The 14,773-nt window shown below is 71.1% G+C and carries 14 protein-coding genes and 1 pseudogene; 8 read left to right on the forward strand and 7 right to left on the reverse strand.

The genetic code is table 11. The features are described 5' to 3' along the window. Window positions 1-4: 4 nt before the first annotated feature. The 6 genes from AWB89_RS21990 to AWB89_RS22015 all read right to left on the reverse strand — a co-directional run bounded on the left by AWB89_RS21990 (window position 5) and on the right by AWB89_RS22015 (window position 6,809). The gene (locus tag AWB89_RS21990; RefSeq protein ID WP_085176490.1) at window positions 5-1,159 is read right to left on the reverse strand and encodes a glycosyltransferase family 4 protein; all 1,155 of its coding nucleotides are present in this window, start codon (window positions 1,157-1,159) and stop codon (window positions 5-7) included. A gap of 38 nt (window positions 1,160-1,197) precedes the next feature. After that, complete coding sequence (locus tag AWB89_RS21995; RefSeq protein ID WP_085097419.1) at window positions 1,198-1,731, reverse strand: DUF3592 domain-containing protein; 534 nt, start codon at window positions 1,729-1,731, stop codon at window positions 1,198-1,200. Then, a complete protein-coding gene (menD, locus tag AWB89_RS22000) occupies window positions 1,728-3,353 on the reverse strand; it encodes a 2-succinyl-5-enolpyruvyl-6-hydroxy-3-cyclohexene-1-carboxylic-acid synthase (RefSeq protein ID WP_085176607.1) in 1,626 nt (541 codons plus the stop codon). Before menD ends, AWB89_RS21995 begins: the two co-directional genes overlap by 4 nt. A 104-nt stretch (window positions 3,354-3,457) precedes the next feature. Further along, window positions 3,458-4,240 (reverse strand): alpha/beta fold hydrolase, encoded by a 783-nt coding sequence (locus AWB89_RS22005; protein ID WP_085097422.1) that lies wholly within the window; start codon window positions 4,238-4,240, stop codon window positions 3,458-3,460. Beyond that, window positions 4,237-5,154 carry an o-succinylbenzoate synthase gene (locus AWB89_RS22010; protein WP_241520569.1) on the reverse strand — a complete coding sequence of 306 codons (918 nt, stop codon included), beginning with the start codon at window positions 5,152-5,154 and terminating at the stop codon, window positions 4,237-4,239. Before AWB89_RS22010 ends, AWB89_RS22005 begins: the two co-directional genes overlap by 4 nt. Before the next feature lie 50 nt (window positions 5,155-5,204). Next, window positions 5,205-6,809, reverse strand: coding sequence for an amidohydrolase (locus AWB89_RS22015; RefSeq protein WP_085176494.1), 1,605 nt, complete (start codon window positions 6,807-6,809; stop codon window positions 5,205-5,207). A gap of 66 nt (window positions 6,810-6,875) precedes the next feature. Here AWB89_RS22015 and fadD8 point away from each other — a divergent pair, with 66 nt between their 5' ends. Beyond that, window positions 6,876-8,477: a fatty-acid--CoA ligase FadD8 gene (gene fadD8 / locus AWB89_RS22020; protein ID WP_085176496.1), complete on the forward strand. Its 1,602-nt coding sequence runs from the start codon at window positions 6,876-6,878 to the stop codon at window positions 8,475-8,477. Here fadD8 and AWB89_RS22025 read toward each other — a convergent pair. Beyond that, window positions 8,474-9,028, reverse strand: coding sequence for a TetR/AcrR family transcriptional regulator (locus AWB89_RS22025; RefSeq protein WP_085176498.1), 555 nt, complete (start codon window positions 9,026-9,028; stop codon window positions 8,474-8,476). The two genes, fadD8 and AWB89_RS22025, sit on opposite strands and share 4 nt — an antisense overlap. 79 nt (window positions 9,029-9,107) lie before the next feature. Between AWB89_RS22025 and AWB89_RS22030 the strand changes: the two genes are divergently transcribed. The 7 genes and pseudogenes from AWB89_RS22030 to AWB89_RS22060 all read left to right on the forward strand — a co-directional run bounded on the left by AWB89_RS22030 (window position 9,108) and on the right by AWB89_RS22060 (window position 14,765). After that, window positions 9,108-9,998, forward strand: a complete 891-nt coding sequence (locus tag AWB89_RS22030) for an aldo/keto reductase (RefSeq protein ID WP_085176500.1) — start codon at window positions 9,108-9,110, stop codon at window positions 9,996-9,998. 10 nt (window positions 9,999-10,008) lie between these two features. Continuing rightward, window positions 10,009-10,464: a nitroreductase family deazaflavin-dependent oxidoreductase gene (locus AWB89_RS22035; RefSeq protein WP_169716612.1), complete on the forward strand. Its 456-nt coding sequence runs from the start codon at window positions 10,009-10,011 to the stop codon at window positions 10,462-10,464. Between the two features lie 5 nt (window positions 10,465-10,469). Continuing rightward, window positions 10,470-11,168 (forward strand): hypothetical protein, encoded by a 699-nt coding sequence (locus AWB89_RS22040; protein WP_085176502.1) that lies wholly within the window; start codon window positions 10,470-10,472, stop codon window positions 11,166-11,168. Beyond that, window positions 11,165-12,067, forward strand: coding sequence for a 1,4-dihydroxy-2-naphthoyl-CoA synthase (locus tag AWB89_RS22045; RefSeq protein ID WP_085097445.1), 903 nt, complete (start codon window positions 11,165-11,167; stop codon window positions 12,065-12,067). Before AWB89_RS22040 ends, AWB89_RS22045 begins: the two co-directional genes overlap by 4 nt. Before the next feature lie 32 nt (window positions 12,068-12,099). Next, window positions 12,100-12,990 (forward strand): SDR family oxidoreductase, encoded by an 891-nt coding sequence (locus AWB89_RS22050; protein WP_085097447.1) that lies wholly within the window; start codon window positions 12,100-12,102, stop codon window positions 12,988-12,990. A gap of 46 nt (window positions 12,991-13,036) precedes the next feature. Next, the gene (locus AWB89_RS22055) at window positions 13,037-13,426 is read left to right on the forward strand and encodes a VOC family protein (protein WP_085176504.1); all 390 of its coding nucleotides are present in this window, start codon (window positions 13,037-13,039) and stop codon (window positions 13,424-13,426) included. A gap of 114 nt (window positions 13,427-13,540) precedes the next feature. Continuing rightward, window positions 13,541-14,765 (forward strand): annotated as a pseudogene (locus tag AWB89_RS22060) (inorganic phosphate transporter). The last annotated feature ends 8 nt before the right edge of the window (window positions 14,766-14,773 follow it).

The following is a 14,773-nucleotide window of genomic DNA, read 5'->3' on the forward strand; positions in this document are numbered from 1 at the left end:
CCCGTCACTCGCCCTGCGCGTAGCGCTTGGCGAACATTCGCCGCCGCGAAAAGGGCGACAGCACGGCCTCGTAGTGGCCGAGCAACTCGTCGCAGATGACCGGCCAGCTGCGGCCCAGCACGCTGCGCCGGGCGGCGAGGGCATAGCGGTGGCGCTCCGCGAGCAGATGCGCCACGGCTTCGGGCAGCCGCGCCTCGAACTCGTTGACTTCCAACAACAGTCCGGTGCGGTACGGGGCCACCAGATCGCGCGGGCCGCCGGCGTCGGGGGCGATCACCGGCAACCCCGACGCCAGCGCCTCCTGCACCACTTGGCAAAACGTCTCGTGCTCGCCGGGATGGACGAAGACGTCCATGCTGGCGTACGCCGCGGCGAGCTCCTCGCCGTACAGGGCTCCGGTGAAAACCGCTGTGGGCATTGCCGATTGCAGCTTGCGTTGGTCGACGCCGTCGCCGACGATGACGAGCTGCACGGCGTCGTTGGCGGTCAGCGCGATCAGCCGTTCGACGTGCTTCTCCGGCGCGAGCCGGCCCACGAACCCCACGATCGGCTTGCCGGCCGGCGACCACCGCCGCCTGAGCTCCTCGCTGCGGGCCGACGGCGCGAACCGCAGCACGTCGACCCCGCGCGCCCACCGGTGCACCCGCGGGAACCGGTGGGAGACAAGGGAGTCCATCGTGACGCTGGACGGCGCCAGCGTCCGGTCGGCCAGGCTGTGCAGATGGCGGAACCACGCCCACGCCGCGCGCGTCGTCATCGGAATGCCGTAGCTCGCCGCGAAGCCCGGGACGTCGGTTTGATACACCGCAACGGTCGGCACCCCGAGCCAGCGCGCCGCCTTCACGCCGCCGTAGCCGAGCAGCGCCGGCGACGCCAGGTGCACCACGTCGGGGTCGAATCCGCGCAGCACGCCCACCATTCGGGGCATCGGAAGCCCGAGCGGCAGCGTGGTCACCTTGGGGAACATCCGCGACGGCACCCGATGCACCCGGATGCCGTCGTGCACCCGGTCCGCCCGGGGCTGGCCCGGCGGGTTGTCGGGGGCGATGACGAGGGCTTCGTGCCCGGTGCGACGCAGGTGCTCCAGGACGCGCAGCACCGAGTTGCTGACACCGTTGACATTGGGGAGGAAGGATTCGGCGACGATGGCTACGCGCACAAGACCACCATGTCAGCGCCGGCTGTCGGAAAGGTTGCCTACGGGCATACGTCGTGCGAAATCTGCTGGTCGCGCGCCGTGGCGCGGCGGTCCAGCCACCGGTCCAGCAACGCCAGGCCCGCCAGCGCCACCGCCGCCGCCAGCCAGGCCACCACCGCGATGGACCCCGCCGGAATGATCGCCAGCCCCGCGTTGCGGTGCTGCACCCGAACCAGGTTCGGGTCGTTCTTGTTGTATTCGACGTAGATCCGCATCCCCGTCGCCAACTCGGAGGGATACAGCACGCCCAGTTCGGGGCGGTAGGTAACGCGCTCGGGTGTGACGAATTCGATGGTGGAGCGCCGCGGCCCGGCGCTGAGCACCTCGGCCTGCGCCACGCCCATGTGATGCCGAATCGCGAGATCGTCGCGCCAGGCTCCCGCCACCAGCAGCACCGACTGCAGCGTCACGAGTCCCGCGAGGATCAACACCGCAATCCGCAACCACCGCAACGTAATCCTGGCCGGCGTCGTCGGCGGTTCATCGCTGCGACCATGAATGAGGATGCGCAGCAACGCCTTTGGCGATGTCACAAGGCGGCCTTGATGGCGGCGTGCAGCTGGCGCAGCGAGGAACGGTCGGCCTTGACCTCCAGCACGCGCATGCCGCCCCCCGGTTCGTCGAGGGCCGCGTTCAGTTCGTCGACCTCGATCTGCCGGCTCTCCACGTGGTACGCGCGGCACAGCGCGCCGACGTCGACGTCGTGCGGGGTGCCGAAGATCCGCGAGGACACGTCGGAGAACCGGGGGTCGCCCTGCTCGAGCAGTTCGAAGATGCCGCCGCCGTTGTCGTTGGACACCACGATCGTCAGCCGCTGCGGCGTCGGTTCGGTGGGGCCGATCAGCAGCCCGGAGCTGTCGTGCACGAACGTCAGGTCGCCGATCAGCGCGACGGTGCGGCCCTCGTGCGCCAGGGCGGCGCCGATCGCTGTGGACACGGTGCCGTCGATGCCGGCGACCCCGCGGTTGGACCTGACTTTGATTTCGTGGGCGTCCAAACCCACCAGCGCGGCGTCGCGCACCGGGTTGGACGCACCGAGCACCAGCTGGTCGCCCGGGCGCAGCGCGTCGGCCACGGCGGCGGCGACGTGCAGCCCGGTGGTCAGCGGGTGCACCGCCAGCTGGCCGCGCACCGCGGAGATCGCGTGCCGGTTCATTTCCGCGCAGCGGTGCAGCCACGCGGGGTGCGGCGTCCCGGTGGTCACCGCCCGGGTGCCGGTGGCCTGCGAGTTGCCCGAGACGTCGGGCCAGCGCGGCCCGGTGGTCAGCGCGTACACCGGCACCTTCGGGTCGGCCAGCAGCGCCGACACCGGGCGGTGCAGCGTCGGGCGGCCCAGCATGATCACCTGCCTGGGGCGCAGCAGCGGCAGGGCGAGCGGGTGCAGCGGGTTGGCCGGGGCGGGTGCCGTCGGCTCGGCGACCGTGGGCAGTTGCTCCAGGTTGGGGTGGGTTCCCGCGCCGTGCCCGGCGATGACGACCGTGTCGGCCGTCAGGTCGATGTCCAGCGGCTGGTCGAAGGTGACCGGCGGCGTGTACGTCCACGGCTTGCCGCCGGGGCGGCCCGGCGGGGTCGCGGCGCCGCGCGGTTCGCGATCGGGCACCAACGGTTCGCGCAGCGGGATGTCGAACTGCACGGGGCCGGCGTTGGCGGTGCGCGATCCCGTGGCGGCCGCCAGCACGCGGCAGGTGGCCGATCGCCAGGTGGCGTTGAGCGAATCCAGCCGCTCGGGCGCGTCCTCGGCCAGGCCCAGGCTGATGGTGGCGCGGACCTGGGTACCGAAGTAGCCCAGCTGCTCCATGGTCTGGTTGGCCCCGGTGCCCAGCAGCTCATACGGCCGGTTGGCCGACAGCACGATCAGCGGCACCCGCGCGTAGTTGGCCTCGACCACCGCCGGGCCGAGGTTGGCCACGGCGGTCCCCGACGTCATCGCTACACAGACGGGCGCGCCGGCGCCGATCGCCAGCCCGATCGCCAGGTAGCCGGCCGTGCGCTCGTCGATGCGGACGTGCAGCCGGATCCGGCCGGACCGGTCGGCGTCCTGCAGCGCGAAGGCCAGCGGCGCGTTCCGCGACCCCGGACACAAGACCACATCGCGGACGCCGCCGCGGATCAGCTCGTCGACGACGACGCGAGCCTGTGTCGTCGAGGGGTTCACCACTACAGCGTGTCACAACCCGCTAACAGGCCGCCGAACGTGGAGTTGTTGCGCCAAATGGCGTGATTTCCCGCAACAAGTCGACGCTGGGCGGCGCAGGGGCTTCAGGCGCCGGCGAAGAACTGCAGCGCCGCGGCGTTGACCGCCTCGGGCCGCTCCAGGAACCCGAGATGACCGGCGTCGGGTATCTGCAGGTATCGCCCGTTGGGCATCGCGTCGGCGACCTCCCGGCCCAGATACGGCGGGGTGACGATGTCCTCGGAGAAGCCGAGCACCAGCACCGGCGCGGCGATGCTGCGGTAGGCCGACAACCGGTTGGTCTGCGGAGAGACATACATCTGGGCGCGCAGGCCAGGGGTCTGCTTGACCGGCCAAGTGGTGAACATCGCGATCCAGTCGGCGACCGCCGCCTCATCGTTGATCGTCTTGCGGGAAAAGCTCTCCAGCAGCCGGTTTCTGGCGTCGAGCCCGGGCGGCAGCTGAATCCCGGAGGCGTGCAGCTCGACCTCGGCCTCGTGGAAGAACTGGCGGGCGCGGTCCAGGCGGCCGCGGGTGGCCATCAGCACCGCCGAGCGGACCAGCTCGGGCCGCGCCACCATGAGTTCCTGCGCGATGAACGCGCCCATGGACACCCCGACGAGCCGCGCCGGGGCGGCGCCCAGCGACTCGATCAGCGCGGCGGTGTCGGCGACCATCGTCTGCGTGGTGAAGCCCTCGGCGTTTTCCGTATCGCCGACGCCGCGGTTGTCGAACGTGATGCAGCGGTACCCGGCGGCCAGGAAGGCCGGGACCTGATGGGGATGCCAGGTACGCCCGGCGCCGCCGCGGCCGGCGATGAAAACGACGGGCTCACCGGACCCGCGATCGTCGTATGCCAGGTTGATCACCCGGACGACGGTACAAGGAGCGGATGGCAGGCCTTGATCCGGTCGATCCACCACCGGCGCCGCTCGGGCGGCGCGGCCAGCGCCCGCAGCCGGGCCGGGTCGGGCGTCACCGGCCCGACCGGCAGGCAGCCGTCGACCGGGGCGGCGACGTCCACCACGTCTTCGGTGAACAGGCCGCCGGTACCCAGCCCGCAGGCGTGGCGCAGGTGCGGCAGGGCCGCAGCGGCGGTCAACCCGTGGCTGATGCCGACCGCCGAGTCCAGCGCGCTGGAGACCACGACGGGGATGTCGATCTGGGCGGCGATGGCGAGCAGGACCGCGACCCCGCCCAGCGGGGCGACCTTCAGCACCGCGATGTCGGCGGCGCCGGCGCGGACCACCGCGAGCGGGTCGTCGGCCTTGCGGATGCTTTCGTCGGCGGCGATCGGCACGTCGATCCGCGCCCGCAACGCGGCGAGTTCGTCGACGCTCGCGCAGGGCTGTTCGAGGTACTCCAGCGGGCCGTCGGCGGTCAGGGCGGCGGCGGCCCGGACCGCCTGCTCGACGGTCCAGCCGCCGTTGGCGTCCGCCCGCACGGTCGGCACGAGCGCGCGCACGGCGTCGACCCGCGCCACGTCGTCGGCCAGCGTCTGGCCCGGCTCGGCGACCTTCACCTTGGCGGTGCCGGCCCCGGGGAATCGGGACAGCACCTCGCCCACCTGGGCGGCGGGCACGGCCGGCACGGTCGCGTTGATCGGGACGCGCTGGCGCAGGACGGTCGGCGGCGGCCGGTAGGCGCCCTCGATGGCGGCGGCCAGCCAGTGCGCGGCCTCCGGCGGCGCGTATTCCAGGAAGGCCCCGAACTCGCCCCAGCCCGCGGGGCCCTCGATCAGCGCGACCTCGCGGGTGGTGATGCCGCGGAAGCGCACCCGCATCGGCAGCGCCACCACGTGCAGGCGGTCCAGCAGGTCCGCGAGTTCGGGCGTCACGCGCCGTATACCTGGCGGCCCGCCAGAAACGTCGCGCGCACCTCGAGGTCGGCGATCCGCTCCGGCGGGACGGTCCGGGGGTCGGCCGACAGCACCACCAGGTCCGCGTACTTGCCGACCTCCAGCGAGCCGATCGCGTCGTCGGAGAACAGCTGCCAGGCGGCGTCGATGGTCTGCGCGCGGATCGCCTGGTCGACGGTCAGCCGCTCCTCGGGCGCCAGCACCCGGCCGCTGGGCGCCGTGCGCGTGACGGCCACGCTGATGTTGCGCAGCGGCTCCTCGGGCGTGACCGGCGGGTCGTTGTGCAACGAGATCCGCATGCCGGTGGCCACCGCGGAACCCGCCGGCATCCAACGGGAACCGCGCTCGGGCCCGAACAGGCCGTCGACGAGGATGTCGCCCCAGTAGTGGATCTGGTCGACGAAGATGCTGCAGGTCACGCCGAGGTCGGCGGCCCGCTGCAGCTGCTCGGGCCGGATGGCGCCGACGTGCTCGAGGCGCAGCCGGTGGTCGGGGCGGGGGTGCCGCGCGAGCGCCTCCTCGTAGACGTCCAGGATCGTGTCCACGCCGGCGTCGCCCTGCACGTGGCAGGCCATCGGCCAGCCCAGCGGGAAGTAGGCGCCGACGATCTCGGCCAGCTGCTCGCGGGTGTAGTTGGCGTGGCCGCAGGAGCCGGGCGGCACGCCGATGGCGCGGGTGGCCTCGGTGTCCAGGTACGGGAACGACAGCGCGATGTTGCCGACCCACGGCGAGCCGTCCACCCAGATCTTGATGCCGACCTGGCGCAGCATGTCGTCGCCCTGGCCGGGGGTGGCGTCGGTGCGCATCTGCGGGTTGGAGATCTCGTAGGTGCGCAGCCGGACGGTCAGGTCGTCGCGCAGCTGCTCGACCAGCGGCCCGAACGCCGGGTCGAAGGCCATTTCCGAGCAGGTGGTCAGCCCCGCGCGGTTGAGCCGGGCGCATTCGGCGCGCAGCATCGCCGGGTAGTCGCCGGGCTCGATGGCCCCGGCGAGCAGTGGAAACACCGCGCCGGTCTCCTCGGCGGTGCCGTCGAGATCGCCGTGCGCGTCGCGGCCGAACCGGGCGCCCTTGGGGTCGGGGGTGTCCCGGGTCAGGCCGGCGCGCCGGGCGGCGTGTGCATTGAAATACGCCTTGTGTCCGGAGTTGTGAATGATCACCAGCGGGTAGTCGGGCGCGATCTCGTCCAGCCAGCCCAGCGTGGCGTCGGGAAGCCCGTTCTGCAGCAGCGGATCCCAGCCGTTGAGGTAGGCGCCGGCGGCCCCGCGCGCTGTGACCTCGCGACCCACCGCCGCGACGACGTCGTCGGCGCGGGGCAGCGTGACCGGGCGGATGTCGACGATCCGGTCCGACAGCGCCATGGCCTCCATCAGCGGATGACCGTGCGCCTCAACGAATCCCGGCATGACGCAGCCGTCGCCCACGTCGATGGTCCGGGTGCCTTCGCCGATGAGGTCGGCGACGTCGGAGCGGGTGCCGACGGCGACGATGCGGCGGTCGGCCACCGCGAGCGCCTCGGCGGTGGGGCGCGCCTCGTCGACGGTCAGTACGGTCCCGGTGACGACCAGGTCTGCCTGCCCCATGTGCACGGATGCTAGTGCGTGCAGGGTGCGGCCGACCCGAATTGCAACACGTTCTAGTCTTGCCACATGACGGACGACCTGCTGCGCAACCCGACCCATAACGGCCACCTGTTGGTGGGGGCGCTCAAGCGCCACAAGAACCGGCCGGTGCTGTTTCTCGGCGACACCACGCTGACCGGTGGTCAGTTGGCCGAGCGGATCAGCCAGTACACGCAGGCGTTCGAGGCGCTGGGCGCCGGCACCGGCGTCACGGTCGGGCTGCTGTCCCTCAACCGCCCCGAGGTGCTGATGATCCTGGGCGCCAGCCAGACCCAGGGCTACCGGCGCACCGCGCTGCACCCGCTCGGCTCGCTCGACGACCACGCCTACGTGCTCTCCGATGCCGGGGTCAGCTCGCTGATCATCGACCCCAACCCGATGTTCGTGGAGCGGGCGCTGGGGCTGCTGGAGAAGGTGCCGTCGCTCCAGCAGATCCTGACGATCGGCCCGGTGCCCGAGGCGCTGCGCGGCGTGGCCGTCGACCTGTCGGCCGAGGCGGCGAAGTACGAGCCCAAGCCGCTGGTGGTCGCCGACCTGCCGCCGGACAACATCGGCGGCCTGACCTACACCGGCGGGACGACCGGCAAGCCCAAGGGCGTGATCGGGACGACCGGAAACATCGCCGCCATGACCGCGATCCAGCTCGCCGAGTGGGAGTGGCCGGAGCACCCGCGGTTTTTGATGTGCACGCCGCTGTCGCACGCCGGCGCGGCGTTCTTCACGCCCACCGTGGTCAAGGGCGGCGAGATGGTGGTGCTGAGCAAGTTCGACCCGGCCGAGGTGCTGAGAGTCATTGAGGAGCAGAAGATTACGGCCACCATGCTGGTGCCGTCGATGCTCTACGCGCTGATGGACCACCCCGATTCGCACACCCGCGACCTGTCGTCGCTGGAGACCGTCTACTACGGCGCCTCGGCGATCAACCCGGTCCGGCTGGCCGAGGCGATCCGCCGGTTCGGCCCGATCTTCGCCCAGTACTACGGGCAGTCCGAGGCCCCGATGGTGATCACCTACCTGGCCAAGGCCGACCACGACGAGAAGCGGCTGACCTCCTGCGGGCGCCCGACGCTGTTCGCCCGCGTGGCGCTGCTGGGCCCCGACGGCAAGCCGGTGCCGCAGGGCGAGCCGGGCGAGATCTGCGTCAGCGGACCGCTTTTGGCCGGCGGCTACTGGAATTTACCCGACGAGACGTCGAAGACTTTTAAAGACGGCTGGCTGCACACCGGCGACATGGCCCGCGAGGACGAGGACGGCTTCTACTTCATCGTCGACCGGGTCAAGGACATGATCGTCACCGGCGGGTTCAACGTGTTCCCCCGCGAGGTCGAGGACGTGATCGCCGAGCATCCCGCCGTCGCGCAGGTCTGCGTGGTCGGCACGCCCGACGAGAAGTGGGGCGAGGCCGTCACCGCGGTGGTGGTGCTGCGCGGCGACGCGGCCCGCGACGACGCCGCGATCGAGACGATGACCGCCGAGATCCAGGCCGCGGTCAAGGAGCGCAAGGGCTCGGTGCAGTCGCCCAAGCGGGTGGTGGTCGTCGACGCGCTGCCGTTGACCGGGCTCGGCAAGCCGGACAAGAAGTCCGTCCGGGCGCAGTTCTGGGAGGGCGCCGGCCGCGCGGTCGGCTAGCGCTTGGCCGCGATGCCGGCCACCAAGAGATCCAGCATGCGGCCCGTCTGCTCCGGCGAACCGCTGGCCACGAAGATGCCGATCAGGCTGGACACCACGTCGTCGGCCCGCACGTCGGCGCGCAAGCTGCCGTCCTCGGCCCCGGCCCGCAGCAGGATGTCGACGGCGCCGACGATGCTGTCGCGCGTCTGGCTCGGCTGCATCGCGCCGGAGTCGAAGATCGCGTGCAACGACTCGGCCATCCCGCGCTTGGCGGCCACGAAGCTCGCGTACCGGTCCATCCAGCGCCGCAGGGCCACCCGGGGAGGATGCCGCGTGAGCAGTTGTTCGGCGGTCGCGGCCACCTCGGCGAGCTCGGCGCGATAGATCGCCTCCACGAGCGCCTCCCGGTTCGGGAAGTGGCGGTACAGCGTGCCGATGCCGACGCCGGCGTCGCGCGCGATCGACTCCAGCGACACCGGTCGCCCCTGCGCGCCGGCGAACGCCGCCGTGGCCACCTCGAGCAGCTTCTCGCGGTTGCGGCGCGCATCGGACCGGCTGGGTTGCGCCAAGCGGAGGATCCTCCGTTTCTGCTAGGCTGCGGACAAGCGGAGGTGCCTCCGCATTTCTATCAGTGTGTCAGACGGGAGCATGATGACAACCTTTCCCACGGTCGCGCGGGTCGGCTACGGCGCGATGCAGCTGTTCGGCGCAGCCCGCGAGGACGCGACCCGCGTGCTGCGGCGCGCGGTCGAGCTCGGCGTCAACCACATCGACACCGCGTCGTTCTACGGACCCGGCGAGGTCAACCGGCGGATCAGGGAGGCGCTGGCCCCCTACCCCGACGACCTCGTCATCGTCAGCAAGATCGGCGCGCGCTACACCGGTGCGGAACCCATGCCGCTGACCGCCGCGCAGAAGCCCGCGGAGCTGCGCGCCGCGGTGGAAGACGACCTGCGCCAGCTCGGCCTGGACCGCGTTCCGGTGGTGAACCTGCGGCGCATGGACATCGGTCCGTCCGCGGAGGTCGAGGAGGGCCAGGACGTCGACGTCGACGACCAGCTCGCCGAGATGATCGCGCTGCGCGACGAGGGCAAGATCGGGGCGATCGGCATCAGCTCCGTGCCGGTCGACGTGGTGCGGCGGGCGTTGCCCGCGGGGATCGCCTGCGTGCAGAACGCCTACAGCGTGCTGGACCGCTCGCAGGAAGCCACCCTGGACCTGTGCGCCGCCGAGGGCATCGCCTGGGTGCCCTACTTCCCGCTGGGCTCGTCGTTCCCGGGCTTTCCGAAGGTCGCCGAGCATCCGGTGGTGGCCGAAATCGCCGGCGCGCTCGGCGTCACGGGCGCCCAGGTCGGCCTGGCCTGGCTGCTGGCGCACTCGCCGAACACGTTGCTGATTCCGGGCACGCGATCCGTCGGGCACCTCGAGGAAAACCTCGGCGCCGCGGAGGTCACCCTCGATGCCGAAGCGCTGGAACGGCTGGACGGCATCGGTTCGTTCGAACCCCAGGCCCATCGCGTGGAGCGCCTGCAGAGGTAACGTCGCTGCCGTGGGCAGCGCCAAATCCGTCCGGCCGCCGTGGTGGCTCAAGCCGGCGAACAGGGTCTTCATCCAGATGTCGCGGCTCGGAATGAGTTTCGGCGGCGAGAGCCCCGTCGTGCTGACGGTCAAGGGGCGCAAGTCCGGACGCGAGCGATCGACGCCGGTGACCCCGATGACCGTCGACGGCAAACAGTTCGTGGTCGCCGGGTTTCCCGGCGCCGACTGGGTGGCCAATGTGCGCGCCGCCGGGCAGGCGACGGTGGCCCGCGGCCGCCACACCCACACCGTGCGGATGGTGGAGCTGCCGCCCGACGACGCGCGGCCGATCCTGCGGGCCTTCCCGACCGAGGTGCCCACCGGCGTCGGCTTCATGAAGCGGGCCGGACTGGTCACCGACGGCCGGCCCGAGGAATTCGAAGCCCTGGCCGGCCGCTGCGCGGTATTCCGACTGGACCCGGTGTAGCCGCGATGCCGCGTGCCGTGCTGGTGGTGACCCTGCTCGTGGCCGCCTGCCTGGGGGTGCCCGCACCGCGGTCGTCGGCCACCACGGGCTGCGCGCCCGGCGGGGCGCCTCCCCCGGCCGGCGCCGCCCAGCGCACCGTCAGCGATCTGGACTGGGACGGCCAGCCGGACACGCTGTGGGTCGGGCAGTTTCGCGACGGCTCGGGCCGGACCGTGCGGGTCGTCGGGATCACGACGGCCAGCGGCGCCAACTCCGCCGTGCAGGTGCAGTCGGCCAGCCCAATCCCCTTGAGCGCCATGGCAATCGATGCCCAGCAGGATGGGCAGCACCAGGTCATCGTCAGCGACGGCCGCGGCGCGCACCTGTACGTGTTCGCCGACTGCCGGCTGCAGACCGTCTCCGACAACCAGGGCGCACCGTTCCTGTTCGACCTGCAGGACCTGCGCGAGAACGGCACCGGGATCGGATGCACCAACCTCGGGCCGCCGCTGCCCGGCCGTCACCTGGTCGGGTTGCGCGCGTCCAACCAGGACGGCCAGTGGACGGTGCGCCGCACCGAGATCGACCTCAACGGCACCCTGGCTACCATCGGAGCGTCCGACACCCTGACGGCCACGTCCGCGCAGGACCCGGCGGTGGTCGCCGCGCAGACGATCACCTGCGGCGACCTCACCATGAGCAAGGACGGAGTTCGACAGCCTTGAGTGCCAACCCCTTTGATGCGCAGGCGTGGCGGCCCGTCGACGGATTCGACGACCTGACCGACATCACCTACCACCGCCACGTCGACGACGCCACCGTGCGGGTGGCGTTCAACCGTCCCGAAGTGCGCAACGCGTTCCGGCCGCACACCGTCGACGAGCTGTACCGCGCGCTGGATCACGCCCGGATGTCACCCGACGTCGGCGTGGTGCTGCTGACCGGCAACGGCCCGTCGCCCAAGGACGGCGGTTGGGCGTTCTGCTCCGGCGGCGATCAGCGCATCCGCGGCCGGTCCGGCTACCAATACGCCAGCGGCGAAACCGCGGACACCGTTGACGCCGCGCGCGCCGGGCGGCTGCACATCCTCGAGGTGCAGCGGCTGATCCGGTTCATGCCCAAGGTGGTGATCTGTCTGGTCAACGGCTGGGCCGCCGGCGGCGGCCACAGCCTGCACGTGGTGTGCGACCTCACACTGGCCAGCCGGGAGCACGCCCGGTTCAAGCAGACCGACGCCGACGTGGGCAGCTTCGACGGCGGTTACGGCAGCGCGTATCTGGCCCGGCAGGTGGGCCAGAAGTTCGCCCGCGAGATCTTCTTCCTGGGCCGGGAGTACACCGCCGAGCAGATGCGCCACATGGGCGCGGTCAACGAGGTCGTGGCGCACGCGGACCTGGAGCGGGTCGGCGTGCAGTGGGCCGCGGAGATCAACGCGAAATCCCCTCAGGCGCAACGCATGCTGAAGTTCGCGTTCAACCTGCTCGACGACGGGCTGGTGGGCCAGCAGCTGTTCGCCGGGGAGGCCACCCGGCTGGCGTACATGACCGACGAGGCCGTGGAGGGCCGCGACGCCTTCCTGGAGAAGAGGCCGCCGGACTGGAGCTCGTTCCCGCGCTACTTCTGAGGCGGCTTCGCGCCCCCGCCTAGACTCCTCGCGTGAGCAAGAGTCCCCTTGGCAGGTTCCGAGACCAGCTGGTGCTGGCGACCATGCGACCGCCCGCGGCGCCGCAAATCCTGGTCAACCGTCCCGCGATCAAACCGGTCGACCTCGACGGCAAGCGGATCCTGCTGACCGGGGCTTCGTCGGGAATCGGCGAGGCCGGGGCCGAACAGCTGGCCCGCGAAGGCGCGACGGTGGTCGTGGTCGCGCGCCGCCAGGACCTGCTCGACTCCGTGGCGGACCGCATCACCAAGGCCGGCGGGGCCGCCGTCGCCATCCCGTGCGACGTCTCCGACATGGACGCCGTCGACGCGCTGGTGGCCGACGTCGAGAAGCGCCTCGGCGGCATCGACATCCTGATCAACAACGCCGGCCGGTCCATCCGGAGGCCGCTGGCCGAGTCGCTGGAACGCTGGCACGACGTCGAGCGGACCATGGTGCTCAACTACTACGCGCCGCTGCGGCTGATCCGCGGGCTGGCGCCGGGGATGCTGGAGCGCGGCGACGGACACATCATCAACGTCTCGACGTGGGGCGTGCTGTCGGAGGCGTCGCCGCTGTTCTCGGTCTACAACGCGTCGAAGGCCGCACTGTCGACGGTGAGCCGGGTCGTGGAAACCGAGTGGGGCCGCAAGGGCGTGCACTCCACCACGCTGTACTACCCGCTGGTGGCCACGCCGATGATCGCGCCGACCAAGGCCTACGACGGGATGCCCGCGCTGACGTCCGAGGAGGCCGCCGAGTGGATGGTCACCGCGGCGCGTACCCGGCCGGTGCGCATCGCCCCCCGGATGGCCATCGCGGCCAAGGCGCTGGACACGTTCGGCCCCCGCTGGGTCAACACGCTGATGCAGCGGCAGAGCATCCAGCCCAACCACGAGGCCTGACCGCCGGGACACCGTCGCGGCCGCCGCGCGTGATAGACACGACGGTATGGAGATCCTGGCCAGCCGGATGCTGCTCCGGCCGGCGGACTATCAGCGGTCGTTGAGGTTCTACCGCGACGAGATCGGGCTGGCGATCGCCCGCGAGTACGGCGCGGGCACCGTGTTTTTCGCGGGGCAGTCTTTGCTGGAGTTGGCCGGTTACGGCTCGCCGGACCACTCCCGCGGGCCCTTCCCCGGTGCGCTGTGGCTGCAGGTCCGCGACATCGCCGCGACCCAGGCCGAGCTGCAGGGCCGGGGGGTGCCGATCGCCCGCGAGGCGCGCCGCGAACCGTGGGGCCTACACGAGATGCACGTGACCGATCCGGACGGCATCACACTGATTTTCATCGAGGTTCCGGGGGATCATCCGCTGCGCCGCGACACCCGCGGCGATTGAGGGGAACACCGGGTTAACGAGCGGCTAACATCTGACGACAAGTCAAGGTACACCTGCGTTTCGGCTCTTTCTCCGTTCGACAATTTAAGCCCCCTACTACGAGAATCAGGCGCTGTGAACATCGATTTGTTCCTCCTCATCATTGTCGTAATCACGGCACTCGCTTTCGATTTCACCAACGGCTTCCACGACACCGGCAACGCGATGGCAACGTCCATTGCCAGCGGCGCGCTGGCGCCCAAGGCCGCCGTCGCGCTGTCGGCGGTGCTGAACCTGGTCGGCGCGTTCATGTCGACCGCCGTCGCGGCCACGATCGCCAAGGGCCTCATCGACGGGCACATCGTGACGCTGGAATTGGTGTTTGCCGGCCTCGTCGGCGGCATCGTCTGGAACCTGCTCACCTGGCTCCTCGGCATCCCCTCGAGCTCGTCGCACGCGCTGATCGGCGGCATCGTCGGCGCCACGCTCGCCGCGGTCGGCGCGCACGGGGTGATCTGGAAGGGCCTGGTGTCCAAGGTCCTCATCCCGGCCGTCGTCGCCGCGATCCTGGCCATCGTGGTCGGGGCGATCGCGACCTGGCTGGTCTACCGGATCACCCGCGGCATCCCGACCAAGCGCACGGAGGCCGGGTTCCGGTACGGCCAGTGGGGCTCGGCCTCGCTGGTCTCGCTGGCGCACGGCACCGGTGACGCCCAGAAGACGATGGGCATCATCTTCCTGGGGCTGATGTCCTACGGCGCGGTCAGCAAGACCGAGTCCGCGCCGCCGCTGTGGGTGATCGTGTGCTGCGCCCTGGCCATGGCGGCGGGCACCTACCTCGGCGGCTGGCGCATCATCCGCACCCTGGGCAAGGGCCTGGTCGAGATCAAGTCCCCGCAGGGCATGGCGGCCGAATCCTCTTCGGCGGCGGTCATTTTGCTGTCCACCCACTTCGGCTACGCGCTGTCGACGACGCAGGTCTGCACCGGTTCGGTGCTGGGCAGCGGGCTGGGCAAGCCCGGCGGCGAGGTGCGCTGGGGCGTGGCCGGCCGGATGGTCGTCGCGTGGCTGATCACGCTTCCGTCGGCCGGGCTGGTCGGGGCGATCACCTACTGGATCGTGCACGTCATCGGCGGGTACCCCGGCGCGATCATCGGCTTCGGCCTGCTGGTCGCCGTCTCGACGGTGATCTACATCCGGTCGCGGCGGGTCAAGGTCGACCACAAGAACGTCAACGCCGAATGGGAAGGCAGCCTCACGGCCGGTCTCGAAGGCTCGGACGAACATCCGCCCTCCGATACCGGGCCCAAAGTCGGCACCGGGGCCTCGGCCCGGTCCGGCTCCGACGACGACACGGTGAGCGCGGGG

This window comes from Mycobacterium paraense (genome assembly GCF_002101815.1).
Lineage (GTDB): Bacteria > Actinomycetota > Actinomycetes > Mycobacteriales > Mycobacteriaceae > Mycobacterium > Mycobacterium paraense.

Excerpts from the sequence above, each read along its gene's own strand:
- AWB89_RS22010 (WP_241520569.1), bottom strand. The coding sequence starts at position 5,154 with ATGCGGGTGCGCTTCCGCGGCATCACCACCCGCGAGGTCGCGCTGATC.
- AWB89_RS22015 (WP_085176494.1), bottom strand. The coding sequence starts at position 6,809 with ATGGGGCAGGCAGACCTGGTCGTCACCGGGACCGTACTGACCGTCGAC.
- fadD8 (WP_085176496.1), top strand. The coding sequence starts at position 6,876 with ATGACGGACGACCTGCTGCGCAACCCGACCCATAACGGCCACCTGTTG.
- AWB89_RS22030 (WP_085176500.1), top strand. The coding sequence starts at position 9,108 with ATGATGACAACCTTTCCCACGGTCGCGCGGGTCGGCTACGGCGCGATG.
- AWB89_RS22040 (WP_085176502.1), top strand. The coding sequence starts at position 10,470 with ATGCCGCGTGCCGTGCTGGTGGTGACCCTGCTCGTGGCCGCCTGCCTG.
- AWB89_RS22055 (WP_085176504.1), top strand. The coding sequence starts at position 13,037 with ATGGAGATCCTGGCCAGCCGGATGCTGCTCCGGCCGGCGGACTATCAG.